Annotated in this window: 28 protein-coding genes and 1 riboswitch; of the genes, 2 read left to right on the forward strand and 26 right to left on the reverse strand. The window is 36.3% G+C overall.

Translation table 11 applies throughout. The annotated features are described in order from the left end of the window. Positions 1–164 precede the first annotated feature (164 nt). From MHH85_RS14255 to MHH85_RS14305, 11 genes are all read right to left on the reverse strand, one after another. Positions 165–584: a hypothetical protein gene (locus MHH85_RS14255; RefSeq protein ID WP_340707561.1), complete on the reverse strand. Its 420-nt coding sequence runs from the start codon at positions 582–584 to the stop codon at positions 165–167. Positions 585–794: 210 nt separating this feature from the next. Continuing rightward, a complete protein-coding gene (locus MHH85_RS14260) occupies positions 795–1376 on the reverse strand; it encodes an ECF transporter S component (protein ID WP_304952527.1) in 582 nt (193 codons plus the stop codon). A 162-nt stretch (positions 1377–1538) separates the two neighbouring features. After that, positions 1539–1676, reverse strand: a riboswitch (FMN riboswitch). A gap of 88 nt (positions 1677–1764) precedes the next feature. Continuing rightward, positions 1765–3546: an ATP-binding protein gene (locus MHH85_RS14265; protein ID WP_340707562.1), complete on the reverse strand. Its 1782-nt coding sequence runs from the start codon at positions 3544–3546 to the stop codon at positions 1765–1767. Continuing rightward, positions 3539–4255 carry a response regulator transcription factor gene (locus MHH85_RS14270; protein ID WP_053417366.1) on the reverse strand — a complete coding sequence of 239 codons (717 nt, stop codon included), beginning with the start codon at positions 4253–4255 and terminating at the stop codon, positions 3539–3541. The genes MHH85_RS14265 and MHH85_RS14270 overlap by 8 nt, the downstream gene beginning before the upstream one ends. A 119-nt stretch (positions 4256–4374) precedes the next feature. After that, positions 4375–5565 carry a c-type cytochrome biogenesis protein CcsB gene (gene ccsB, locus MHH85_RS14275; RefSeq protein WP_340707563.1) on the reverse strand — a complete coding sequence of 397 codons (1191 nt, stop codon included), beginning with the start codon at positions 5563–5565 and terminating at the stop codon, positions 4375–4377. Further along, on the reverse strand, positions 5565–7253 hold the full coding sequence (locus tag MHH85_RS14280; protein WP_340707564.1) for a cytochrome c biogenesis protein ResB: 1689 nt from the start codon (positions 7251–7253) through the stop codon (positions 5565–5567). The genes ccsB and MHH85_RS14280 overlap by 1 nt, the downstream gene beginning before the upstream one ends. Positions 7254–7266: 13 nt before the next feature. Then, a complete protein-coding gene (gene resA, locus MHH85_RS14285; protein WP_038190928.1) occupies positions 7267–7800 on the reverse strand; it encodes a thiol-disulfide oxidoreductase ResA in 534 nt (177 codons plus the stop codon). A gap of 252 nt (positions 7801–8052) precedes the next feature. After that, positions 8053–8784, reverse strand: coding sequence for a pseudouridine synthase (locus MHH85_RS14290; RefSeq protein ID WP_038190931.1), 732 nt, complete (start codon positions 8782–8784; stop codon positions 8053–8055). Positions 8785–8979: 195 nt separating this feature from the next. Continuing rightward, entirely contained in the window at positions 8980–9981 is a 1002-nt protein-coding gene (locus tag MHH85_RS14295; RefSeq protein ID WP_340707565.1) for a D-alanyl-D-alanine carboxypeptidase family protein, read from the reverse strand. 17 nt (positions 9982–9998) lie between these two features. Beyond that, positions 9999–10598, reverse strand: coding sequence for an SMC-Scp complex subunit ScpB (gene scpB, locus MHH85_RS14300; RefSeq protein ID WP_193738853.1), 600 nt, complete (start codon positions 10596–10598; stop codon positions 9999–10001). Continuing rightward, positions 10564–11349, reverse strand: coding sequence for a segregation/condensation protein A (locus MHH85_RS14305; protein ID WP_340707566.1), 786 nt, complete (start codon positions 11347–11349; stop codon positions 10564–10566). The genes scpB and MHH85_RS14305 overlap by 35 nt, the downstream gene beginning before the upstream one ends. 56 nt (positions 11350–11405) lie before the next feature. Between MHH85_RS14305 and MHH85_RS14310 the strand changes: the two genes are divergently transcribed. Beyond that, positions 11406–11906, forward strand: coding sequence for a DUF309 domain-containing protein (locus MHH85_RS14310; RefSeq protein WP_340707567.1), 501 nt, complete (start codon positions 11406–11408; stop codon positions 11904–11906). Here the strand turns inward: MHH85_RS14310 and MHH85_RS14315 are convergent. The 13 genes from MHH85_RS14315 to MHH85_RS14375 all read right to left on the reverse strand — a co-directional run bounded on the left by MHH85_RS14315 (position 11903) and on the right by MHH85_RS14375 (position 24866). Continuing rightward, complete coding sequence (locus tag MHH85_RS14315) at positions 11903–12274, reverse strand: GNAT family N-acetyltransferase (RefSeq protein ID WP_038190938.1); 372 nt, start codon at positions 12272–12274, stop codon at positions 11903–11905. The genes MHH85_RS14310 and MHH85_RS14315 overlap by 4 nt on opposite strands. Positions 12275–12458: 184 nt before the next feature. After that, complete coding sequence (gene lysA, locus MHH85_RS14320) at positions 12459–13784, reverse strand: diaminopimelate decarboxylase (protein WP_340707568.1); 1326 nt, start codon at positions 13782–13784, stop codon at positions 12459–12461. 102 nt (positions 13785–13886) lie between these two features. Further along, complete coding sequence (locus tag MHH85_RS14325) at positions 13887–15347, reverse strand: spore germination protein (protein WP_340707569.1); 1461 nt, start codon at positions 15345–15347, stop codon at positions 13887–13889. Further along, entirely contained in the window at positions 15344–16132 is a 789-nt protein-coding gene (locus tag MHH85_RS14330; RefSeq protein ID WP_340708179.1) for a SigF/SigG family RNA polymerase sporulation sigma factor, read from the reverse strand. The genes MHH85_RS14325 and MHH85_RS14330 overlap by 4 nt, the downstream gene beginning before the upstream one ends. Before the next feature lie 4 nt (positions 16133–16136). Beyond that, complete coding sequence (gene spoIIAB, locus MHH85_RS14335) at positions 16137–16583, reverse strand: anti-sigma F factor (protein ID WP_038190956.1); 447 nt, start codon at positions 16581–16583, stop codon at positions 16137–16139. Then, positions 16576–16929 carry an STAS domain-containing protein gene (locus MHH85_RS14340; protein WP_340707570.1) on the reverse strand — a complete coding sequence of 118 codons (354 nt, stop codon included), beginning with the start codon at positions 16927–16929 and terminating at the stop codon, positions 16576–16578. The genes spoIIAB and MHH85_RS14340 overlap by 8 nt, the downstream gene beginning before the upstream one ends. Before the next feature lie 466 nt (positions 16930–17395). Next, the gene (locus MHH85_RS14345) at positions 17396–18880 is read right to left on the reverse strand and encodes an aldehyde dehydrogenase family protein (protein WP_340707571.1); all 1485 of its coding nucleotides are present in this window, start codon (positions 18878–18880) and stop codon (positions 17396–17398) included. Between the two features lie 735 nt (positions 18881–19615). Next, positions 19616–20920: a pyrimidine-nucleoside phosphorylase gene (locus MHH85_RS14350; RefSeq protein ID WP_193738848.1), complete on the reverse strand. Its 1305-nt coding sequence runs from the start codon at positions 20918–20920 to the stop codon at positions 19616–19618. A 12-nt stretch (positions 20921–20932) separates the two neighbouring features. After that, entirely contained in the window at positions 20933–22117 is a 1185-nt protein-coding gene (gene deoB, locus MHH85_RS14355; protein WP_340707572.1) for a phosphopentomutase, read from the reverse strand. A gap of 85 nt (positions 22118–22202) precedes the next feature. Further along, positions 22203–23108 carry a site-specific tyrosine recombinase XerD gene (gene xerD, locus MHH85_RS14360; RefSeq protein WP_053417379.1) on the reverse strand — a complete coding sequence of 302 codons (906 nt, stop codon included), beginning with the start codon at positions 23106–23108 and terminating at the stop codon, positions 22203–22205. 75 nt (positions 23109–23183) lie between these two features. Beyond that, positions 23184–23651: a ferric iron uptake transcriptional regulator gene (fur, locus tag MHH85_RS14365; RefSeq protein ID WP_053417380.1), complete on the reverse strand. Its 468-nt coding sequence runs from the start codon at positions 23649–23651 to the stop codon at positions 23184–23186. 94 nt (positions 23652–23745) lie between these two features. Continuing rightward, positions 23746–24264 carry a hypothetical protein gene (locus MHH85_RS14370; protein WP_053417381.1) on the reverse strand — a complete coding sequence of 173 codons (519 nt, stop codon included), beginning with the start codon at positions 24262–24264 and terminating at the stop codon, positions 23746–23748. Positions 24265–24326: 62 nt separating this feature from the next. Next, entirely contained in the window at positions 24327–24866 is a 540-nt protein-coding gene (locus tag MHH85_RS14375; RefSeq protein ID WP_193738846.1) for an NUDIX domain-containing protein, read from the reverse strand. 69 nt (positions 24867–24935) lie between these two features. On the opposite strand from MHH85_RS14375, the gene MHH85_RS14380 reads away from it, so the two are divergent. Beyond that, a complete protein-coding gene (locus MHH85_RS14380; RefSeq protein WP_340707573.1) occupies positions 24936–25832 on the forward strand; it encodes an aldo/keto reductase in 897 nt (298 codons plus the stop codon). 69 nt (positions 25833–25901) lie between these two features. On the opposite strand, the gene MHH85_RS14385 is transcribed toward MHH85_RS14380, so the two are convergent. Together MHH85_RS14385 and MHH85_RS14390 are read right to left on the reverse strand one after the other, a co-directional pair. Further along, on the reverse strand, positions 25902–26210 hold the full coding sequence (locus MHH85_RS14385; protein ID WP_340707574.1) for an HXXEE domain-containing protein: 309 nt from the start codon (positions 26208–26210) through the stop codon (positions 25902–25904). Further along, positions 26211–26387, reverse strand: coding sequence for a hypothetical protein (locus tag MHH85_RS14390; protein ID WP_340707575.1), 177 nt, complete (start codon positions 26385–26387; stop codon positions 26211–26213). It lies immediately after the preceding gene. Between the last annotated feature and the right edge of the window lie 53 nt (positions 26388–26440).

A 26440-nucleotide genomic window follows, 5' to 3' on the forward strand; every position in this document is an offset into this window, starting at 1 on the left:
GTAATAATCAAAACAAGGTTGGTTATTAAATAATATAGCGTCTCTACAGCTCTTTACCATATTCTAATCTGAAGCACATTTTCACTTCTTCATTCACTTTATTTCGAAGGCTGGTCATAAAAAAACAATGAGGTATAGGCCCCCATTGCTTTTTGATATTACATTCAAATATTCTGCTCTTCATAAGAATATTGCGTCAAACGAATAGCGACTTTACGTAACATTAAATCTACAAAAAAGAAAACGCTTCCTAAAATGAAGCCAGCAGTAGCAGCTGTTATTAATTGAAGAGACCAAACTCCACCTTGTGAGTAATAAGCAAATGTAATTGGAATGACAATACTCGTTCCGAAAGCCATATGCAGTAATAGCGAGTATCCTCTCACATTCATTTTACGTTCCGCAATTCGATCTGCTATATATGAAGCCAATAAACCGTATGTAAATATAATTGGAACAACATATACGGTTAATGCAAATGCACTGTGTAGAAAATATTCATCTGCTTGCATATATAAAAAAGGTAATATAAAGAAGGAAATAATCGATGTAAAAAAAGCGCTTAATAGTTTTCTTTCAGCCATTCACATACATCCTTTCTTTTCTTGGAAGTTGCTAGCACGATATCGAAGAAAATATATAACACCGAAAACCTCAACCTTTAAATTCTCGTCTTTGCACCAAAATACTACTTAATGTGCTGAATATTCTTTTTATTAACAGTATTATACAATCATTCAACTTTTTATTCAATTATAAAAGCCGATGTTTTATTACAAACATCGGCTGAAGGTTTAATTTAAATAATGCATCCTTTGTTTTTCAATCCATTTTTTCATGCTATTAAACAATATCATGAATATTATCATAACTATGAAACCTTTAATAATATTAAAAGGTAATACACCAAGTACAATCATTTTTGTTAATGCTGTTCCAGTTGTAGCTGGGACATTTAAAAAGTACGTATACATAGGTAAGAATAACACATAGTTCAGTAAACTCATACCTACTGCCATTGATAAGGTACCAACGACAAATCCAGTAGTTAAACCTTTCGTACTTGAAAGACGTTTATAGACAAAATATACTGGCATGATAAATAATACGCCTGTTGTAAAGTTTGCTATATGACCAACTGGCATACCTGTTGGACTCCCTGAGAAAATCCAATCTAATACATTCTTAAATAACTCAACTAAAATACCTGCTAGAGGCCCCATTGTGATTGCTGCGATTAAGGCTGGCACATCACTAAAGTCCACTTCCAAAAATGCAGGAAACGGTGGTAGTGGGAAGTTAAATAGCATTAAAACAAAAGAAATACTACTTAACATTGCAATTGCAATCCTCTTCTGCAATTTCATGTTCTTCATAATACTTTTCTCTCCTTTTGTAGATCCACTTCAAAAAGAGGAAAGGTATAGTCGTTGTTGCTATGCAAAAAAATACCCTTAAGCACATAGTGTACTTAAGGGAGAATTTAGGCATAGTCAAATAAGCGTCTTATTGATACTCAAATTGAAAGACGACCGTACCTTCACCTTCTCCCATCCAGACTATACTGTCGGCTTTGGAATTTAACCAAATCCTGCCTTGCGGCTCGCGGGCTCAAGAGTATTGCTTAGTTCTCTAATACCGCCGATCGGGAATTTCACCCTGCCCCGAAGATGAACCATAATTTAATTGTAATACACTATAACTATATGCAAAAAAACACGAATTGTAAAGTCTTCTAACTTACAATCCGTGTTTGAATTTAATTTACATTTGTTCAATTGGTAAATAAAATGTGAATGTAGTTCCTTTATCAACTTCACTTTCTACTGTAATTCTACCCTTATGTGCTTCGACAATATTTTTTGCAATGGCAAGTCCTAGACCAGTACCACCCTTACCACGTGTTCTAGCTTTATCAGCTTTATAGAAACGCTCAAATACATACTGTAAATCATCAGCTGGTATCCCTGCTCCGTTATCTTTTACTTGTATGCGCGCAAAGGATAGCTGACGATCTACTATAACTTCTACGCTTCCTGTGACCGGTGTATGGCGTATGGCATTATCAATTAAGTTTGTTAATACTTGTTCTATACGGTCTTCATCCATTTCTAGGTGAAGTGTATCTTCAATTGTTGTATTAAATGTCAGATTTACTTGTTTTTCTTTTGCTACTTGAACAAATTTTTGTGTAATTCTTTCAATAACAGGTGAAATTGGAACAGAATCTTTATATAAACGCATATGTCCTGATTCCATACGAGCTAAGTCAAGTAAATCTGTGACTAAACGTCCCATTCGTTGCGACTCATCATAGATAATTTTAATCATTTCTTGACGTTCTTCTTCACTTGACACGACATCATCCATAATAGCTTCACTATAGCCTTGAAGCATGGCTATTGGAGTTCGTAATTCATGTGAGACATTCGCTATAAAGTCTGAACGTAATTTATCTAAACGATGCTCTTCCGTTTTATCTCTTAACACAGCTACTGCACCGCGTACGGAATTCCCGCTATATAACGGGCTAATTGAAATCGCATAATAAGACCTTTCAATTTCGAGCTCTACCTCCAGCTCTTCTTCCAAATCTAAAACGTGGTCAAGCATATGGTAAATTTCAGCAGGAATAGGTTTATCACTATTCGCACTTTTATTGATAAACCATTTTTGTAGTAAAAGTTCTGCAGGTGGATTGCTGACCAAAATGGTACGATCTCGATTAAATGTAATTACAGCGTCTGTCATTGATGTCAATATACTTGAAAGCTGTTCTTTTTCTTGGTTAATTACTTCTAAGTGATGTTTAAGCTGTTTTCCCATTTGGTTGAAAGCAGTAGCTAATTGACCAATTTCATCATTTTGTAAAACAGGTACTTTTGTTTCAAAATTACCCTTTGCTAATTCAAATGCTGCTTCTCTCATTTTTCGAAGCGGAGACGTAATTCGGGTTGATAAGAAAAACGCAAAGAACGTTGTTAACATTAAAGCAATTGCCGCCGCTAAAAAGACAATTTTAGTAGTTTCTTCAGTCGTCCTATGTATAGCGTCCGGGCTTTGATAAATAAAAATAGCTCCGTGTAGTTCGCTTTCAACATTTATCGGGAAAGCTAAAACGATGTAAGACTCCATATGCTCTTTTTTCGTTGTTGAAGGCAGCATCATTTCTTTTACAACAGGTGCATTCGACGTAAATACTTTATCAAATGCTTTTTCATTAAGAATTTGTTGTTTAATACCCTCTTGATTAAGCCCCTCTTGTAATGAAAAAGAAACCTTACCTGGTTTCTCGGCGATTAATGCATTTGTTTCATCACTTAGAACATCTGAAATAATAGCCTTTGTTGAATCCGTTGTTTCACGATCATTAATAATTCGAGCAATTGTTGAAGCTTCTTGACGTAATGATGATTCAGTTTGTTTAGTATGGTAGTTTGATAAAAATTCGAGCATTAATACAGTAAAAACAAACAATACAAAAGAAACGAGAAGCAATATGGTTACCCATAGCTTCCCGACAACGCTGTTCCACATTCTATTCATTGACTACCTCAAATTTATAGCCAACGCCCCATACTGTTACAATCATTTTCGCCGCGTTCTCAGAAACACGGTTTAGCTTTTCACGTAAACGTTTCACATGTGTATCAACTGTGCGTAAATCCCCAAAAAAATCATAATGCCATACTTCTTTTAACAATTGCTCTCTGTCGAATACTTTATCAGGTGATTTTGCTAAAAAGTATAATAATTCGTATTCTTTTGGTGTTAAATTCACTTCTACACCATCTGCAGAAACTCGGTGTGCGTCATGATCGATTGTTAAATGTGGGAAGACGACTAAATCTTTTGATGAAGAAGTTGTTGAAATTGGTGAGAATGCTGCTGAACGACGTAAAATAGCTTTTACGCGTAAAACCACTTCACGTGGGCTAAATGGTTTTACAATATAATCATCAGCACCTAGTTCAAAACCTGATACACGGTTTGCCTCTTCACCTTTTGCAGTTAATAGAATAATTGGTGTTGTTTTTTTATCACGTATTTCTTCGCATACTTGTAAGCCATCTTTTTCAGGCATCATTATATCAAGGAGAATACAGTGATAGTCATTTGCTAATGTCTTTTCTACTGCTTCTTCTCCGTCTTCAGCTTCTTCTACTGTATAACCTTCACGTTCTAAATACATTCTTAATAAACGGCGGATTCTATCCTCATCGTCTACTACTAAAATTGAAATTTGTTCATTCACAACTATTCCTCCCAAAACCATCTATATGTCTATTGTACATTCAGCCTATCGAAATGAAAAGAAAAGCCCTTCCCTATAAAGGAAAAGGCTTTAGCTTTGCTACAATCCTAAGCTGATTATTAACCAGCGTACGAGTGAAGACCTGCAATGATTAAATTAACAGCAACTAGGTTGAACATTATGATAACGAAACCAATTACTGCTAACCAAGCTGACTTCTTACCTTGCCATCCTTTTGAAAGGCGTAAGTGTAAGAATGCCGCATAGAATAACCATGTGATAAGTGCCCAAACCTCTTTAGGATCCCAGCCCCAGAAACGCGACCATGCTTCTTGCGCCCAAATCATCGCGAAGATTAATGCACCGAGCGTAAATACTGGGAACCCGATTAATACAGAACGATAACCAATTTCATCCATCAATTGTGAGTTTGCACGTTTTGCGAATGGTTGCATGATAACCGCAATTGGTTTACGAATGATTAAACGAATTAAACCGTATAAAACTGTTCCAACTAAGATGGACCAAACAACTGTTGTCAATTTTTTTGCATTGACGATTGCTGGTACGTTTGCAATTGGTTCCATTTTATCTGCGGTTAACAATTCAGATTGATGCATTCCGAACAGTGCCGGTGTATTATACGTAATTTCTTTAGTATTACCATCTTTATCTATGTAGCTAAATTCCGCTTCATAACCTGTTACGTTAAATGTCGTTGTAACTGCTACGAATCCTAGTACTAGGATTAAGGCGTACATAACCACTTCTATCCAGAAACTTTCTTTAGATCTTTTTGTTAGGTCGATATTTTTTAGTAAATAAATCAAACCTGCAACAGCACTTATTGCTAGAATAGATTCTCCAATTGCTGCTGTAATTACGTGAATGTATAGCCAGTAACTTTTTAACGCTGGTATTAATGGGTTTACTTCACGAGGAAACATACTAGCATAAGCAATAATAATAATTGCTATTGGTAAGGCAAAGAGTCCAAGTGCCGGCACTTTATAAATAAAGTAAATTAAGATAAATGCTCCTACAACGAACATGCCGAATGCTGTCGTAAATTCAAACATATTACTAACAGGTGCATGTCCAGCATACACCCATCTAGTAATGAAATAACCTAGATTTGCAATGAATCCAACAAGCGTAATGATAATCGCTAATGAACCCCATTTTTTCCCTGCATCAGCTGATTCATTTTTTGAACCACCTTTGACTGCACCACCAAAAAGTAAAGTAGCTATTAGGTATGCGACGAATGCTACAAATAGTAGATTTCCGCTTAAGTCAATTAAACTCATTAGATGTTGTCACCTTCCTTTTCTTTGTCTTTCAATTTCTTCTCAGCATCTTCTGCTTTTTGATCTTCATCATGTTGATCTACATAAACCGGAAGATGAGCGTACTCCGTAACTGCATCCAAATCTTTTTTCATACTGAACCAGTTTTTGTTTGTATGCGATGCCATTAATAAACGACCATCTTTTGTTTTTAATAGCCATAAGCGACGGTGGCTCCAATAAGAACCGATTGTGACACCTAACATAAAGATTATGCCACCTAGCATTAGTATCATAAGTGTTTTATCTTTACGGACTGTTAAGCCTGATACGTTACGTGTATCAACAGCACTAAATTTCATTTTATACTTAGTTTCACCTAATGGTTCAAGTGTTTGTTTAATAGCTACAAAGCTTGTTTCGCCTTTTGGTGTTTCAGGTGTATACATATCAAAAATAAATGCTGGATTATTTGGTAATGGTGAAGCTGTTTGTGGTTCACCGTCTTCAAAGCCTGCAAAGTCTGGGAAGTATTTTTTCAAGACAACTTTACTATCTTTCCCAACTTTATATTCTTTTTCAGGGTTAGTTAAATCAATTGCTACTGATCCCAGAGATTTCTCCGACTTTTTATCAATTAAATCAAAGTGCATCGTCTTTAACTCATTCAAGCGGAAATCCATTTGATAAAGTGCATAACCATCATATTTCAGTGGCTTATTTACAATAATCGGCATTTCTTTCACTAGAGTTAAATTAGATGTATCACCAGGAACTGAGTCATCAGGTGCTTTAAATAACTTAACATCTGTTTGGTAGTTTTTCGCAACAGCGTTGACTGCTTTTTTAGATTCATTAAATTCTTCTTTTTGTTCATCTTTTGAATATGTTTCAAAAGTGAATTTTTCACTTTCTAAATAAAAGCCTTCCATTCCGGGAATAGCCATTGTTTCGCCTTCACGGATCCAAAGTGTTTTATCAATGTAAAAACCTGGCATTAAACGGAGCATAACACCAAATAAGAAAATGATTAAACCGACATGGTTGATATATGGACCCCATCTCGCAAAACGACCTTTTTCAGCTAATAATGCGCCCTCTTCACGACGAACATTGTATTTCATTTCTTTCATTTTCGCCTCTGTTAGGTCAAATGCTTTATCAGCTTCTTCTGATGACATTTCACCTGAAGCAAAAATACGTTGACGCTTCAAGAAGTTTTCATGACGTTTTACTCGTTGATTTTTTAAAGATTTGTATAATGGAATACCTCGGTCTAGACTGGCAACAATAATTGAAATACCAAGCATGCCAATTAATGTTTGGAACCACCATGAACTATAAATATCAGCTAATCCTAATTTATAGTAAATTGATCCAAATGTACCGTAAGCGGCTTTATATGCTGCTGCAGCGTCTTGATATTCTGTAAGAGATACATAAATAACTTGAGGTAGAAATGTACCAATACCTGCGGCAACTAACGTAATAATAATAATTGCAACGCCTACTTTTACACTTGAAAAGAAGTTCCAAATTTTATCAATAATCGTTTTGTTATACGTTTTTGAACGAATCGCGGTTCCTTCATAACGCATATCTGCTATTTTTCTGCTCTTTTCTTCTTCGGAAAGTGGGCTACCACATTTCTCACATAAAGTTGTGCCTTCTGGGTTCTCGTGACCACATTCACAAATAATTTTTTTCATCCTCTAGAACTCCTTACTCTGGCTTGATACTTGAAAAGAATTCAGCTAACATTTCTTCTGTCAATTCGCCTTCATGTACTCGAACAACTTTACCTGTTGGATCAATAAATATAGAAGCTGGTAAGTTATTAACATTATAAGCCCTTGTGACACTTTTTGTTTTATCGATTACAACTGGGAATTTCAAATCGAAGTCAGAAATGAAATTTTCTACTTCAAAAACTGTTTGTGCTTGGTTAATAGATAACACTTCTATACCTTGGTCTTTAAACACCTTATACTGATTGTTCATTGCCGGCATTTCTTTTTTACAAGGTTTACACCAAGTACCCCAGAAATTCAACATGACACCCTTACCTTTATAATCAGATAAGCGATGTGTTTGACCATTTAAATCAACTAGAGAAAAATCTGGCGCTTCTGCTCCAACTTTTAATAATCGAACCTCATCCTTAGTAGCTGTTGTATATATCGTATATCCAATTGCTACTACAAGTATTGCTAAAATCAGCGTTCTTACATAGAATCTTTTTTTCTTTTTATCCATACCCGAAGTAGACCTCCTAAAAAACATCCGAAACAATCTACCTAATTATAGCAAAGTTTTGAATGGCGGTATTTTGTATATTTGAAGTGTTTGTGAACGTTTCCATTCTAAGCATAGTGTTTTTTATATCATTTTTTTGAGCTTGTCTCATGTTGTTTTATGCTATGTAAAATTGGTTAAGACGTTTAGAAAATACTAACTAAACGTCTTATACCATTTCAGAATGTTAACGATTATTGATATACATAAGGTTTAACCTATTTTACCTGTCTCAGCTAACACTCTTAATTGTTTAACTTCATGATGTGTCAATTCTCTCGACTCACCTGCATTCAATCCATGCAATGTTAAAAAAGCAAATTGTTCACGTTTTAATTTTTGTACTGGGTAACCTACTGCTTCAAACATACGTCGCACTTGACGATTACGGCCTTCATGAATTGTAATTGCCACAATCGCCTTGCCTGATTTGCTATCTGAAGACATTAGTCTTACGCGTGCTGGTGCAGTCTTTCCATCCTCAAGCATAACTCCACGCTCTAATTGTCTTAATGCTTCTCTTGTAGGTATTCCTTTTACACGTGCTACATATGTTTTATCAATTTTGAATTTTGGATGTGTAAGTTGGTAAGAAAACTCACCGTCATTTGTTAAAAGTAGCAAGCCTGAAGTTTCATAATCTAAACGACCAACAGGGAATATGCGTTGTTCAACTTCGGGGAATAAATCTGTTACTGTTTTACGACCTTTATCGTCTGTTACAGCTGAAATAATACCTCTTGGTTTATATAGAAGATGATATACTTTACGTTCTTTTTCTAATTTAACTCCTTCTACTTCCACTGAATCAGAAGGAGAGACTTTTGTGCCAAGCTCTCTAACTACCTGTCCATTGACTTTAACTAAGCCTTGCTTAATCATTTCTTCTGCTTTTCTACGTGATGCAATCCCTGCATACGCTATTACTTTTTGTAGTCTTTCCATTCGTTCACCTCATAAGTTAAATACTATTAGCCTGTCCAAAATTATGGCACACTTTCTACTATAAGAAAAGTATTAGTACCTTATTTAAGTCCTTAACTAATATGTTTGTAAACAGTTTATCTGCTTTTTATATCACTTTTTACCTAAAATCGAAAAAGGCTGCTAATATAAGCAGCCTTTACTCTACTCAACTATTTATTTCCACTTTACATCAACAATAGCATCCTTAACTGGTTGGTCATCTATATAAAATGACCATCTACCTATCGAATCTTTGGTTTTGGACCTAGGCAACTGTAAGATATTTTTCACTTTTTTTACTTCTTTCTTCGTCAGAAGTAAGTGCTGTGGCTCTGTTAATTTTACATCAATATCTGATTGTACAGAATACGTACCTGCTTTTGCTATTACTTCATTCGTATAGTGTTTAAACACATAATCAGCAAAATCACTATGGACAACCCAATCATTTCCCTCATTGATCGTTACTACAATTACTTTTTTGCCATCCTTTTCAAAATAAGTAGCAAGTGTTCTTCCAGCTACTTTCGTATAGCCTGTTTTACCGGCTATCGCAAATTTGTTATTACGAACGAGCTTATGCTTATTTTCCCATAATGTCCCATTCTCTGTAGTACCTTTAAAATATTTTGTAGAGGCTATCTTCTCAAATTTTTTATTTTGCATGGCAATCCGTAACATTTGAGCTGTGTCATATGCAGAAGCTAAGTGCTTTTCAGCGTGAAGACCTGATGGATTTTCAAAATGCGTATTTTCCAAACCGTAAAAGAGTGCGGTATCATTCATCATTTTTGAAAAACCTTCAAGAGATCCACCTGCAGCTTCTGCTATTGCTGCAGCTGCATCGTTCCCTGAACGTAACAATAGTCCATAAAGTAATGTTTCTAATGTTGTCTCTTCTCCTGCAGTTAAATAAATAGAAGAGCCTTCACTCGTTGCTGCTCGTTGAGATATTGTAACTGGTGTTTTTAAATCCAAATTCTCTATAGCGACAAGCGCAGTCCACATTTTCGTCAAACTAGCAATTGGTAAAGGTACATTTTCGTTAGACCCCGCTAGTAATCTCCCTGTCTCTGCATCAATGACTGCATATGAACTTGATGCAGCGGAACTATGCGTCGTAGTAACTAGTAGTAAAACTAACATCAATAATCCGATTATATATCGGCGAAGCAATCGCCCACACCTTTCTTCTATTCTGAATCTGAATCTTGGAAAGCTTCTTGGAACTTAGACATAAATAAATCTGGGTTTTCATCAGTTGAATCAGTTTCACCCGTAGGTAAATCTGGTAATTCGTTTAAATCTTTCAAGCCAAAGTAGTTTAAGAACTCCTTTGTTGTGCCGTATAAAATTGCTCGGCCTGTTCCTTCAGCTCGACCTACTTCCTGTACTAATCCTTTTGAGCTTAAAGTATGTAGCGGTCGTTCACTTTTCACACCACGTAAATCTTCAATTTCTACTCTAGTAATGGGTTGTTTGTAAGCAACAATGGCAAGAACTTCTAGTGAGGCTTGTGATAATGATTGACTAGGCGGGTTTTCAACAAGTCGCTGAATCGTATCTGCAAGGGCTGGTTTTGAAGTAAGCTGGTAAGTACCAGCTAATTCTTTCAGTGTAATGCCACGCCCTTCTTCTGTGTTGTAATGATGAGCTAATTGTTCTAAAGCTTGTGCTACCTTCTCTTCTTGCTCTTCTGTTAAGAAACTCAGTTGTCTGACAGTTAAACCATCTTCACCAATTACGAAAAGTAAGCTTTCAATTTTGCTCATCAATTGATTCAAGTTGTTCATCGTTCAAATCTTCCTTCCGTAATATTACAGTTAAATCTTCAAAGTTATTATTCTGCTCTACTGCTATTATTTGGCGTTTCATCAATTCTAGTAATGATAAAAAGGTAATAACCAAAGTTGATCTATCTTCATAAGGGAATAGATCGAAAAAGCTCGAGCGTCCACCTGCTAATTTTAGCACACCCATCATAGTTTTCATTTGATCTTTTATGGAAACATCGTGCCTAGTAATTTTAGTAGTCAATGGCGCCTTTAGATGTTTTCGTCTAAGCATTTTCTGAAAAGCACCGACCATATCAAACACATTTACAGACGTTTCAAATAATGCTAATTGTTCTGCTGGTGCGAATGCTGAAAGATCCGCTGGTGGCCTTGTAAAATATTGCCCACGAGACGATTCTAAGTCTTTTAAATTCACTGCAGCATCTTTAAATTTTCTATATTCAATTAATCGGGCAACGAGCTCTTCACGTGGATCGGGCTCATCCATGTCGAATTCAGTTTCATCCAACTCCCCTTCATGGATTGGTAAGAGCATTTTACTCTTAATCGCTAGTAAAGATGCTGCCATAACTAAATATTCACTTGCTTCATTCAATTCAAGTACTTGCATTGCACGAATATGCTCCATATACTGAGCCGTAAGCTCCGCCATTGGAATATCATAAATATCAATTTCCAAGCGATGAATTAAATGTAATAATAGATCGAGAGGTCCTTCAAAGGCCTCGAGTTTTACTTCATATGACATAGTCAACCACCTGACAGTTTATGTTCAAAATACAGTATAGAGGAATGGTGTTCGAAATGCATCCGATGTACCACCCATTATTTGTCCAGTTTCTAACATATTTCAATGGCAATCAAGATTACTTTGAATGTCACGAAGTGTTAGAGGAGTATTGGAAAGAAATAGCTCCAAGAGATAAAACTCACCCCTTAACGGGATGGATTCAACTAGCGACCGGCCTATACCACTGGCGCCGAGAAAATTTTAGTGGCGCCAAAACAATCTTAAAAAAAGCATATATTACTTTAGAGCAGTCCGTCAATTCTTCATTTATGGAAGAAGTGGACGGTATTGCAATTTTACACTCTATGCAACAAGTTCAACTTGCAGTAGAAAAAAAAGAGCCTTTCCAAAAATTTATTCTACCAATTACCTCAGAAACCTTAGAGAAGCAAATTCTCACATCAATTGCCTTATTGAAAGAAACAGATGCTCATTACCTACAACATAAGCATATGCTACGTGACCGCTCGGATATTCTCTTAGCAAGAGACGAAAAAAGAAGAAGCAGACATTAAATTTCTTTGTCTGCTTCTTCTAGCATCGCTTTACATTTCTGTATGAACGGTGCAGTTTGATCACAAGCCGCAATCACACAATCCATATCCATTTTAGAAAGCTGTTTAACCATCTCTTTACCGAGTCCCTCACCTCTATGTGAAGGGTCAACCGATATATGTCTAACAATCCATTCGTCATCAGCAATCTCTACGCCAACTAAACCAATAAAGTCATCCTCTTGTTTCCATAAAAACAGTTGCCAGTTTGGATCTGTATCGTATTGTCGAATCGTTTCTTGTAGTAATTTCAGGTCTTTTTGATCTGGCATAAACGACAAGAGCCCCATCGCAATTTTTTCGAATGCTTTCTTATAACGACATAACATTTATATGATCCCTCTTTTTGCCTTTAAGTATCTTTCAACATCCTACACGAAAAGCAAAAATTACGCAAATAGATTCACATTATTTACCTATACTTGATGGAGCAATATAAAGCCAATAAACAACGCCCCATGCAGTTGTTAATATTAGGAATAACAGAAGTAATAAAATATTACTTTTCTTCAATTAACGATTTACCTCCTTCCCAATCGTTAGAGGAAGGTCAAGCTTCACAAGATCTTCATAACTTTCGCGCTTCACAACTAATTGGTGTGTCCCTTTTTCCGCAAAAACGACAGCCGGTCTTGGTATACGATTATAGTTACTCGCCATTGAATAACCGTAAGCACCTGTACAGAACACAGCTAGAATATCCCCTGATTCTGCTTTTGGTAACTTGATATCCTCAATCAGTTTATCACCAGACTCGCATAATTTACCAGCAATCGTATATGTTCTAACTAATTGGTCATTCATTTTATTTGCAATGACAGCCTCGTATTTTGCGTCGTAAAGAGCTGGACGAATATTATCAGACATCCCACCATCAACCGCTAGATAATTTCTCGTATTAGGAACTTCCTTTTGAGAACCGACTGTATAAAGTGTAGTACCAGCGTCTCCAACTAACGAACGACCTGGTTCAATCCAAATTTCAGGCATCGGCATTGAAAAAGCAGCCATCTCTTGTTGTACCGCTTTAATCATATCATCTACATAAACTGCTGGTTGAAGTGGAGTGTCCTCTTCTGTATAACGAATTCCGAATCCTCCACCTAAATTTAATACTTGGCTAATGAAGCCGGATTCTTTATACCATTCGCCCATTTTATCACTTATTTTTTTTGCTGCTAAACTGAAAGCCGCTGTATCGAAGATTTGTGACCCAATATGACAATGCATCCCTTGTAAATCTAAAAATGCGTGGTTTTGCAATAGTGTAAATGCACGGTCCGCTTGTCCATTATTTAAGTCAAAACCAAATTTAGAATCTGCTTGACCTGTTGTTATAAAGTCATGTGTATGCGCCTCTACTCCTGGCGTCACACGAATTAGGACGTGCATTTTTTGTTGACGTGCTTCAGATAGTTGTTTCAAGGCATCAATTTCATCAAAGTTATCAATTACAATACATCCAATTTTCGAATCGAAAGCAAGGATTAATTCATCGTAGCTTTTATTATTACCATGGAAATGAATGCGCTCGCTTGGGAAACCTGCTTTTAAAGCGGTATAAAGCTCACCACCAGAAACAACATCGACTGATAGTCCTTCTTCAGCCGCTAATTGATAGATTGCAACGCTTGAAAACGCCTTACTAGCATAAGCAACTTGTGCTTGCACACCTGCATTTTTAAAAGTATTAATAAACCCTTGTGCTCGCTCACGGAAAAGCGCTGTATCGTAAACGAATAAAGGTGTACCATATGTTTTTGTTAAATCTATAGCGTCTACTTGCCCAATTGTTAAATGACCATTTTCAGTTACATTTTGAGTCCCATATAAATGCATTCAAATCTCTCCCTTTATCCGTATACCCCAAAAAGAATTCACGGAATTTTTCTATAACTAATTGAACTTTATCATAGAAAGAGAAATGTATGCAATGGCATTTCATGAACGTTTTCGCTGTTTTGCACCAACAATATACGGTCTTAAAGCATCGCTCGTCATAGGGAACCGTATGAATATACGTAAAAATGCTTGTGGGAAGAACGGAACTACTGGCCACATATAAGGTACCTTCATTGGTCGTAGAGAGCAAATATATAAGAAAAGCCCAAATATGCCAAGGAAGAATCCATTAACTCCGAGCCATGCGGTCATTAGTAGCAAAAAGACCCTAAATACTTTAATGGTGATACTCAATTCATACGAAGGAATTACAAATGTGAAAATGGCAGTAATTGCTGTATATAACACAACTTCAGGTGAAAAAAGTCCAACATCAATTGCAATATTCCCAATAATAACACCTGCAATTAATCCCATCGCAGTGGAAAGTGGAGTTGGTGTATGAATGGAGGCAAGCCGCAAGTATTCTATCCCTGCATCTGCTATTAATATTTGGAGTAATATCGGTATGGCGGACTTCTTATCTATTCCTACGAAATCTAAAAACGTAGGAATCATTTCATGATGCTTGATTAATAAATACCAAAAAGGTAATACTATGAGGCTTAAAAAAGTCCCGAAGAAGCGTAAGAAGCGGACAGCTGTTCCAATAAAAGGGGCTTGACGATATTCCTCTGCATGTTGTAAATGATGAAAAAATGTTACGGGTACTAAAATAATTGAAGGTGACGTATCGACAATTATCGCGATATGACCTTCTAATAAATGAGCGGCGGTAATATCAGGTCGCTCAGTGTAGCGTACAAAAGGTAATGGATGGAAACCTTGTTTAAATAACCATTCCTCTATTGATTTATCAGCCATTGTTAAACCATCATGTTTAATTTTTTTCATACGCTGGCGTATATAATTGAGATGTTCCTCATTGGCAATACCCTTCATAAAGACAATTGCCGTATCTGTCTTGCCTTTATCTGAGATTTGATGCAGTTCAAAACGCAATGATGCATCCCGAATTCGCCTTCTTATAAGCCCCGAGTTTTGTACAATATTTTCTGTAAATCCATCACGCGATCCCCTAATAACTTTCTCATTATCAGGTTCATCAGGTTGTCTACCAGGATAAGCTCTCAAATCTGCTATAAAAGCATAGCCAGATGGTGTAATAAACGCCACCTGGCCCCCTAATATCGCAGTTAATAGCTGTTCTTGACTCTTCATCGGTTCCCAAGCAAAATACGGGAAGCAAAATTGGAAAAATTCCGGCTCAGTTTCTGGTGTATATCCTTCTATCTCTTGGGTAGGTTGAATATTAACAAGAATTTCTGTGAAGTTGGCACTATCAATAAGCCCATTAATATAAATAGTAAACACCGGCATTTTGTATAAATGCAAATGCTTCATCCCTATATCAAAGCTTTCGCTTTCACCGAATTTTGAAATCATAAACTTTTCTGCTTCTTCTATACTTGCGAAAATAGGTTTTTGTTCTTCAGTCATTTTTTTGCCGCCTTTTCTAATCCTTTCAATTGACCTGGTGCTAGCCAAACTTTCAACTGTGATAAGATTCGTTTTTCTAGTCGTGATACTTGTACTTGTGAAATGCCAAGTCTCTCAGCAATTTCACTTTGAGTACAATCTAAGTAATAGCGCAAATAAATTACAGATTGTTCCCTTTTACCAAGTCTCGTTAATATGTCTCGAAGTGGTATATGCTCAAAAGGCCTTTCAGAGGTAGCATCTCTCATTTGATCCATTAACGTAATCGGATCACCATCACTTTCAAATAACTGTTCATGTAGTGATGCAGGGTCCCTTAGAGCATCAGAAGCCATTGCTATCTCATCAGTTGTGACTTCCAACAAATCCGCTAATTCCTTCATGGTAGGGGGTCTCTCATTGATTTTAAGAAAATCATCTGTGGCATGGCGAATTTTATAGTTAAGCTCTCTAATAGATCGGCTTACTTTAACCATACCGTCATCCCGTAAAAAACGCTGAATTTCACCGATTATCATAGGTACTGCGTAAGTTGAAAATTTCACTTGGTATGACAGATCAAATTTATCTATTGACTTCATCAAACCAATACAACCAATTTGAAAAAGATCTTCTAAATCTGCCCCGCGTGAAGCAAAACGCTGTACGATTGACCAGACAAGACGCGTATTCCCCTCCACCATCTCCTTTCTAGCGTTAGCATCGCCAGCTTGAGACTGCAGTATGAGCTCTCGCATTTTCTCCTGTGTCAGCAATATGGAAGAGGCTTGTGGTTTAGATGTCATTTCCTCACCTAGCGGCAAACGGTGAACCTACTGGTTGAAATTGCTTCTTGAAGGTGACCGTTGTCCCTTTCCCGCGTTCGGATTTAACAGATAACTGATCCGTGAAGCTTTCCATAATTGTAAAGCCCATGCCAGAACGATCCATTTGCTGCTTTGTAGTATATAAAGGTTCCATTGCTTGCTGTACGTCTTCAATTCCACATCCTTGATCAGAAATCGTCACAGTCACTTCGCGATCAACACGAGTAGCATAAACAGTTACAATACCTGTGCGATTTTCCTCATAGCCATGAATAATTGCGTTTGTAACTGCTTCTGAAATGACAGTTTTCACCTCGGATAATTCCTCAATCGTTGGATCCAACACTGTCATGAAACTCGTCATCGCCATACGCGCTAGTGCTTCATTTTCACTGACCGCTAAAAACGATAAAGTCATTTCATTATCCATTCAAAATCCCCCCTAAAGTTCGAATTACTTCATCTTCTGTACCTTGCCAAATATATTTGGATAATCCTGAAAACTGGAATATTTTCTGCATAGTAGCAGACGGATTTAAGATGACGGTTTGTCCATTAATCGGCGCTAAATCACGCATTCTTCCTAAGATCAAACCAATGCCAGCGCTATCCATAAACTGCAGATCACCTAAGTTCCAAACAATTGCGTGAACGCTACCTTGGTATATTGCTTGTGAAATATCTTCTCGAATACGGTTTGCAGCGTGATGGTCTAAATCACCTTGTAAACGAATAACGGCAATGCCATCCACTGTCAGTTGAGTTAGTTGTTGCATAGTCATACCTCCTTTTCACAAGCATATTCCACAATTGTTTTGCATTATCCTTTCGCATGACAATTTAAGAAGAAACCTTCTAAAATTAGAACTAAATCGACAGTAAATGGATGTCATCTTTATCCATAAGTATTGGAGATTCGAGGGAATTTTAATCAAAAAAATATCTCTATTCAAAAAAAACAAAATTGTATGATGGAAGATGGGGAATTTTAAATAATTCGCACAACAAAAACTCTCCTCTGCTTCATAGCGTTTTATGTTGGCTGTTTTCTAAAAAATGATTACTTCTGTTAAAACATAAAAAAGATAATCAAGAAGATGATTATCTTTAGGCTTGTTAATATTAAAAGGGCTACACATATAGATATATCTATATGTGTAGCCCTAATTAAATTTATTATTGTTGTACTAAAGCCCCGTTAGTTTAGCAAGGAATCGTATAATACTATCTAACATTCGTTAATTAGTACAATCCATCTACATCTTCTTTAGTGTTAATGAAGATGTTTTTAGTTTGTGTGTATGCATCTAAAATTGATTTGTAAGTTTCACGGCCAATACCGGATTTTTTATATCCGCCAAATGGTGCACCAGCAGAGAAGTTAGTATATTGATTCACCCACATGCGACCAGTTTCAATACTACGCGCTACACGAAGTGCTGTGTTTAAGTTGCTAGTCCATACACCTCCACCAAGACCAAACTCAGAATCATTCGCCATTGCGATAACTTCTTCCTCTGTTTCAAACTTGATTACTGTTGCAACTGGTCCAAAAATTTCTTCTTGAGCGATGCGCATATCATTTGTACCTGCTAAAATCGTAGGCGCCATGAATACACCCTTCTCAAGACCTTTATCTTGTAATTGGTAACCACCAGTTACAAGTGTTGCACCTTCTTCTTGACCGATTTTCACATATTCTAAAATCTTATCTAATTGGCGTTGGTTAATTTGTGCACCCATCTGTGTGCCTTCTTCCCATGGTAAGCCAACTTTAACGCTTTCGAATTTTTCTTTTATTGCTATTAAAAATTCATCATAAATACCGGCTTGTACGAAAATACGAGAACCTGCAGAACATACTTGCCCTTGGTTGAATAAAATACCGTTTGTTGCACCTTCAACCGCACGTTCCCAGTTTGCATCGTTGAAGAAGATGTTCGCTGATTTCCCACCAAGCTCTAATGTTGCAGGGATTAAACGATCAGCTGCAGCTTTGGCAACTAAGTAACCAACATCTGTTGAACCTGTGAATGCTAATTTTGCAAAGCCTTCATGGTGTAGCATATAGTCACCAGAGTTTGACCCGCGTCCAGTTATCACGTTTACAACACCTGCTGGTAAAACTTGATCTAAAATTTTCGCCAGTTCTAAAATGCTCAGTGAAGTAGTTGATGATGGAGATATAACAACTGTGTTACCTGCTGCGATAGCAGGTGCAATTTTCCACGCTGCCATAAGTAGCGGGAAGTTCCACGGAATAATTTGACCAACAACACCAATTGGTTCTTTTAGTGTCAAAGTTAAGTTATTTTCATCTAATTGTTGTGCAGTACCTTCTTCAGATCGGATAACACCTGCGAAGTAACGGAAGTGATCCGCACTTAGTGGCACGTCAGCACTCATCGTTTCACGTAAAGGCTTTCCGTTATCTAATGTTTCAACCATTGCAAGATGCTCACGATTTGCATCGATTAAGTCTGCAATTTGAATAAGTAATTTACTGCGTTCTTCAATGCTCACGTGTTTCCACGTTTTAAATGCATTTTGAGCTGCTTCAACGGCTGCATCTACATCTGCATGACTCGCATCGATGAAATCTGCTAGTTTTTCGCCATTACTTGGGTTGTAAGCGGCAATTGTATTCCCTTCAGAACCTTCAGTCCACTCGCCATTAATATATAATTTGTACTGTGAATCTATTATATTTGCTATATCTTTATTCATAAAGTTGACACCTCTAAGATTTATTCTAGTAAAGTTACTCTAAACTAGTTAATGCTAGTATATAGCCGATATTATTGAATTTCAAAACATGCGCTTGTGAATTATTGAACATATTAGAATAGTATTTCGAGAAAATGATTTGATATATTATTAACAAAACTGCTAATGTACAGTTTGAAATATTGAAAGACAGGGGCAAAGGGTCACAGTGTAACTCACCTATACTTAGAAAAAAATCACATCGTATGAAATGTTCATTATTCTTTAAGGTACACTTATCCTGTGTTCATTTATGTTAAAAAATATATGTTAAATTCTAATCAAATTTAATAATATTTCGAGTTATATTAACCTTTAGTTGAAGGACTCTTGATAAGAAAAAAGAGCTGCATTGGATAGTGGCAGGTAGCTTATACCACTAACCTATCCATTTTGTGCAATAAGAAGTAAAGCATTCGATTCTTATTTATGTTTTTCTCCTTTAGTTCCCCTTTCTAATAAAAACGCTGTTTCAAATCTATTATATAAACATTAGTTAATGTTCAACGTCTTCAAATTCTAGATAAGGACTTGCATATTACTGTGATTTTTTAAAATACCAAGCAATTCAATAATTCACAGTAGAATCATCTCGGAAATACGAAAATTATCAGTTTCCATCTAATTAGTATTTTTTCTATATTTAATCAACAAAAAAAGCTGCTACTCATTTAAATGAGTAACAGCTTTTCAAAATTATTCTGTAATGATAGCCTCGATTAATTTCGGTGCTTGAGGTGCTTCTTTAGCAATTTTAATATGTGAGTAGATTTTATCAATCACTGATGAAACATCTTCTTGGTTTGCATAAATTGTCACCAGAGACTCACCTTTTGTTACTTTATCGCCAACTTTTTTGCGCAGCATTAGACCAACAGCTAAGTCGATAGTAGACTCTTTCGTAGCACGACCAGCTCCTAAAAGCATAGCTGCAGTTCCAACTTCATCAGCTTCAATGAATGATACATAGCCGTCTTCTTTTGCTGGTACTTCAAAAGTATATTGAGCTTGTGGCAACAATGAAGTATCATCCACAACTGCAGGATTACCACCTTGTCCTTCAATAAATTGTTTGAAGATTTCTAATGCGCTACCATTTTTGATAACTTCAAGTAATTGTTCACGCGCTTCTTCGATTGTTTTAGCGTGACCACCTAGAACGACCATTTGACTACCAAGAGTTAAGCAAAGCTCCGTTAAATCTTCCGGACCCTCTCCTCGTAAAGTATCAATTGCTTCTTTTACTTCTAATGCATTACCAATCGCAAAACCAAGTGGTTGGCTCATATCAGAAATAATAGCCATTGTGTTTCGACCGACATTATTGCCGATTTGGACCATTGCATGTGCTAAATTTTTTGCATCTTCAACAGTCTTCATGAAGGCACCTTCACCGGTTTTTACATCAAGCACAATAGCATCTGCACCTGCGGCAATTTTTTTACTCATAATTGAGCTTGCAATTAAAGGAATGCTACTAACTGTCGCTGTTACATCTCTTAGAGCATATAATTTTTTGTCTGCAGGTGTTAAGTTACCAGTTTGACCGATAACAGCTAATTTAATGTCATTTACTTGCTCAATGAATTGCTCTGTCGTCAATTCAACATGGAAGCCTTCAATAGCTTCTAATTTATCAATAGTACCTCCTGTATGCCCTAAACCTCGTCCACTCATCTTCGCAACAGGAACACCGACAGCAGCTACTAGAGGACCTAATACTAATGTTGTTGTATCACCAACACCACCTGTAGAATGCTTATCAACTTTAATACCTTCAATTTTTGAAAGGTCAATTTGATCTCCAGATTCAACCATTGCCATTGTTAAATCTGCACGTTCACGATCATTCATATCTTTAAAATAAATAGCCATCAATAAACTACTTGCTTGATAATCTGGAATAGAACCATTTGTATAACCTTCTACGAAAAAGCGTATTTCTTCTGTAGTTAGTTCTCCACCATCACGTTTTTTTTCAATAATATCAACTATTCGCATTTTATTACTCCCTTATTTTAAATTGGATAAGAAGCTTGTGCCGAATTCAGGTAATTTCACATTGAAGTTTTCAGCAACTGTAGCACCGATATCAGCAAATGTAAGTCGTAGTGGTAATTCATTACCCTCTTTAAAGCGTGGTGAATAAGCGATTAATGGCACATATTCACGTGTATGATCACTTCCGTGGAAAGTAGGATCATTTCCATGGTCAGCTGTAATTATTAATAAATCCTCTTCCGTCAACGCTTCCAAAACTTCTGGTAAACGACGGTCAAATTCTTCTAAAGCTTCACCATATCCAATTGGATCTCTACGGTGGCCATAAGCTGCATCAAAGTCAACTAAATTTAAGAATGATAAGCCATGGAAATCCTTACGTACAACTTGTGATATCTTGTCCATACCATCAGAGTTATCTTTTGTACGGATTGCTTCTGTTACGCCTTCATTGTTGAAAATATCTGAAATTTTACCTAATGCAATGACATCAAAATTAGCGTCTTTTAATTCATTCATCACTGTACGTCCAAATGGTTTTAACGCATAATCATGACGATTTGATGTACGTTCAAAGTTACCTGGAGTTCCAATGAAAGGACGAGCAATTACACGGCCTACTAAATATTCAGGTTGTAAAGTTAATTCGCGAGCAATTTCACAAATTTTATAAAGTTCATCTAATGGAACAATTTCTTCATGTGCTGCGATTTGCAATACTGGATCAGCAGATGTATAAACGATAATAGCGCCTGTTTTCATATGCTCTTCACCGTAATCGTCAATCACTTGCGTACCACTCGCTGGCTTGTTACAAAGTACTTTGCGACCAGTACGTTCTTCTAATTGCTCAATTAAAGTTTGTGGGAAGCCTTCAGGATACACTTTGAACGGTTTATCAATGTTCAAACCCATAATTTCCCAGTGACCTGTCATTGTATCTTTCCCCACTGAAGCTTCTTGCATTTTACCAAAATAAGCTGCAGGTTTTTCTACTGGAGTAATACCAGGTAATTCACGGATATTTGATAAACCTAATTCCCCCATATTGGGCATAGTTAAGCCATTCATTTTTTCTGCAATATGACCTAATGTATCTGCACCTACATCACCGAACTTTTCAGCATCAGGTGCTTCTCCAATACCTACTGAATCCATAACGATTAAGTGAATGCGTTTAAATGGTTTTGTGTTCATTTGTGTTCCTCCTTTATCTTTACTTTCATTTTACCAAACTATACGAAAAAATAAATGTCAGACCTCTGACATTTAAAAATTTTTTTTATGCACGTGGGTGGAACTGCTTGTATACTTCTGATAATCGCGTCTTACTAATATGCGTATAAATTTGAGTTGTTGAAATATCAGCATGCCCAAGCAATTCTTGAACTGCACGTAAATCAGCACCATTTTCAATTAAATGCGTCGCAAAAGAATGACGTAAAATATGTGGTGTGATTTCTTTATCTATACCCGCTTTCTCTGCATAATCCTTCATTAATTTCCAACAAAATTGTCGTGTTAAGCGATCTCCCCTTTGGCTGATAAAAAAAGCCTCTGATTTATGTAACTTATCTTCTAGTATTGGTCTTCCCTTTTCTAAATATGCCATGCACGCTTCTAAAGCTTTTCGTCCAAGTGGAATAATACGTTCTTTACCACCTTTACCAAAAACTCTTACGAAGCCCATCGTAGTATGAACATCTTCTAAATTCAGTGCAATACACTCACTTATACGCATACCACTTGCATATAACAACTCAAGCATCGTTTGATCTCGAATTCCTTGGGGTTTTGCAAGATTTGGCATAGCAATTAAGTTATCAATTTCTTCAATCGATAAAATTTTCGGTAACTTTTTCTCTAACTTCGGCATTTCTAAATGCACTGTGGGATCCCCACTAGCTCTTTTTTCTCTTAACAAAAATTGGTGAAATGAACGAATTGAGGAAATATGTCTTGAAATAGTCCGTGCAGACTTCCCTGATGTTTTTAACATCTGTAAATGATGTAATATATTCACTCTGTCTATGTCATCAAAATATTGTACACCTTGACTTACGAAAATATTCTTAGTATAAGCAGTAATATCTCTTTTATAAGATTGCAATGTATTGTCAGAAAGCTGTCGTTCAACGCGTAAAAAGTGTAAATAATCTTGGATTGCATCTAGTACATCTTGATTCATTTTGGTTCCCTCCCTAAAAATAGGTAAATAAAAAAGGACAGCACCTCCGCCATCCTTTGTTTGTAAGCTATAAACTTATGATTGATTGCTATTGTTATCTGACTCTTTATCATGACAGCGCCAGCAAATACCGTGAAATGTTAATCTATGGTCTTTAATAATAAAATTCCATCTTTTTTCAACGACTGCTTCTACATCTTCAAGTAAATCCTCTTGAATTTCATCAACAGCACCACATTCGATACAAACGAGGTGATGATGGAAGTGAGCAGCTCCTTCTTGACGTAAATCATAACGAGATACACCATCGCCGAAATTGATTTTATCGACGATTTTAAGCTCCGTTAAAAGTTCCAATGTTCGATACACAGTTGCAAGTCCAATTTCTGGTGCTTTTTCTTTAACGAGTAAATAAACATCCTCAGCACTAAGGTGATCTTCCTCATTTTCTAAAAGCACTCTTACTGTCGCTTCACGCTGCGGCGTCAGTTTGTAGCTCGCACCATGTAATTGTTTTTTTATTCGATCAATACGGCTCTCCATACGACGCCCCCCTAAACTTCTTTCATTATACCAAAAAGTCGATTCTCATTACAAGATTGAATTGATTATAATTATAATAATTATTATTTGATAGTTATTTTAGTTTATAGATAAAGTGTATTGCAAGTAATTCACCACACAAAATTACTAGAGTAGCGACAAGTACTACTATTACACGCGGTAAAATCGGTAACTTCTTCCTGACAGCATAAACTGGTTCAGGTACAAGTACTATGCAAAACACCATTAATACTATACTGTAAAGCAATTGAAAAGGAAACCACCATGCAGCATATGACCAAAATGCATTTTGTGTGTCGATTAAATAACCTGCACTATATCCAAAAAATGCCGATTTTAGTACAACAACAATTCTTGCCACATGTCTTAAATAATTATGAGATGCGAGTAACGAAACAATGGCAAACGGAATGACAACTGGCAATAAAGATTGCCAAATTGACGGCTTCCCTTGTAGGAGTACCCTACTATCCATTTTTCGAATGAGCCATTCTGCTTGTTCAACAGTAGAAAGTTGCAACAGTAAAATTCCTCCAATAAAGCCAATTGCAATAATCAAGAAAAAGTAAATAATTTGAAATGATCGGTTCATATAGGTCACCTTCCTTTACTTCGTACAACCTATGCTCGTCCCGACCTATTTCATAACTTATTTTAAAAGATATTTTTCATCCACATAATTGCAAACACTGTTTTAGCATCATAAATTCTTTCATCTCGGATCATTTGTTCAGCTTCTTCTAACGTAACTTCTAATAATTCGACAAATTCATCCTCATCTAGACTAGCAGGATTCTCAATTCTATATAAATCTCTCGCAGCATATACATGAATAACTTCATTTGCAAAGCCTGGAGATGTGGCAAAAGATTGAACAAACGTGAAATTTTTAGAGCCATACCCTGTTTCTTCTTCTAACTCGCGGATAGCTGTATACTCAGGTTTCTCGCCTTTTTCTAATTTACCCGCAGGAATTTCGATAATACTACGCTCTAAAGGTTTACGATATTGCTCCACAAGAACAATTTTTCCTTCGTTTGTTATAGGGATAATCGCTACTGCTCCTGGATGAGTTACTAATTCTCTAGTTGATATGTTGCCATTTGGTAATGTGACTTCATCTACTTTGACTGAAATAACGCGACCCTCAAAAATTTTTTTAGAATTAATCGTTTTTTCTTCAAATTTTTTCATGATTATAACCCTCTCCGTTGTGCTTTTGTTATTAATCATTGTACCATTATCATATGAGGAGTGATATTTTTGAAGAGTAGAAAGTTAGGTAATAGCGATTTAATTATTTCAGAAATTGGCCTTGGTTGCATGTCTCTACCAACTGATGAAAAGACTGCGAAATGGATAGTAGATGCAGCGGTAGATCATGGTATTACCTATTTTGATACCGCAGATTTATATGATAAGGGCATCAATGAGGAACTTGTCGGTAAGGCACTAAATGGGAAACGACAAGATATTATATTAGCCACTAAAGTAGGCAATGTTTGGAACAAGGACGGAGAAGGTTGGCACTGGGACCCTTCTAAAAAAAATATCGAACATCAAGTAAAAGAAAGCTTGCGTCGCTTACAAACAGACTATATTGACTTATACCAACTACACGGTGGAACAATTGAAGACCCTTGGGATGAAATAATCGAAGCATTTAATCATTTAAAAAAAGAAGGCATCATTCGGGCATACGGTATTTCATCAATCCGCCCAAATGTCATTAAGGAATTTATACCAAATAGTGATGCAGTATCTGTCATGATGCAATATAGCTTGCTAGACCGCAGACCCGAAGAATGGTTTGATGTGCTAGAAGAAAATAATGCGTCAATTGTGGCACGTGGCTCTTTAGCTAAAGGTTTATTAACAAATGAATGGTCAAACCGTTTAGCAAAAGCAGATGGCTACCAAACTTATAGCCAAGATGAACTTCATGATACGCTCAAAGAATTGGCAAATAGTACAAAAGATGTTCATGCAGCAGCACTAGCTTATGTATTGCAATCACCTATTGTAGCCTCTGCAGTTATTGGAGCAAGTTCAAAAGAACAATTGGAAGCAACAATTTCAGCTTACAATAATGCACCATCGATTTATGCTAAAGAACTAAAGAAACTAACAAAAATAGATACGTATAATGCACATCGTTAAATTTGCTAGAAGGATTCAACATCACGGATCCTTCTTTTTTTACAATTTTAATACTTTATCCTTATAAACCTATACTATGCACTTGGCAATTAGTAGCGCAATTAATGCAAAGGGTGTCTGTAATAAGAAACCTAATAGTAAGTACACACCTACCTGCATAGGCGTGATTAAATTCTCTAGTACTAGCTTTCTAATACTAAACAAACAAAATGGTATTAAGATAACAACGGCGGTAATGACACCAGGTACATATTTTTTAAAGATTACACTTTGCACAACATGCCCTATTCCATTCGCAAGAAATATACCTGCAACTAATAGTGCAAAGAATTTTATGGGTAGTATTCCGATAAACCGCTTATTATTAGCAGCTGTCACTCAGCCAATCACTACGATAATCCATAATAAAATAAATGCGATAATAAACTCCTCAGTAGAAACAGAAAAGGGTAATTTCATAGTGAAATTTTCAACTGTTGCGATTTCTTCCAAATCATGAATTAAAAAAACAATAGGAAAAATTAATAAAAGTGATTTAATTTTAGAAACTACCATACTTCCCCCTGTTTTCAAGCTATTTAAAATATTATATTCAACCAATTAGCATA

This window comes from Viridibacillus sp. FSL E2-0187 (assembly GCF_038006425.1).
Lineage (GTDB): Bacteria > Bacillota > Bacilli > Bacillales_A > Planococcaceae > Viridibacillus > Viridibacillus arvi.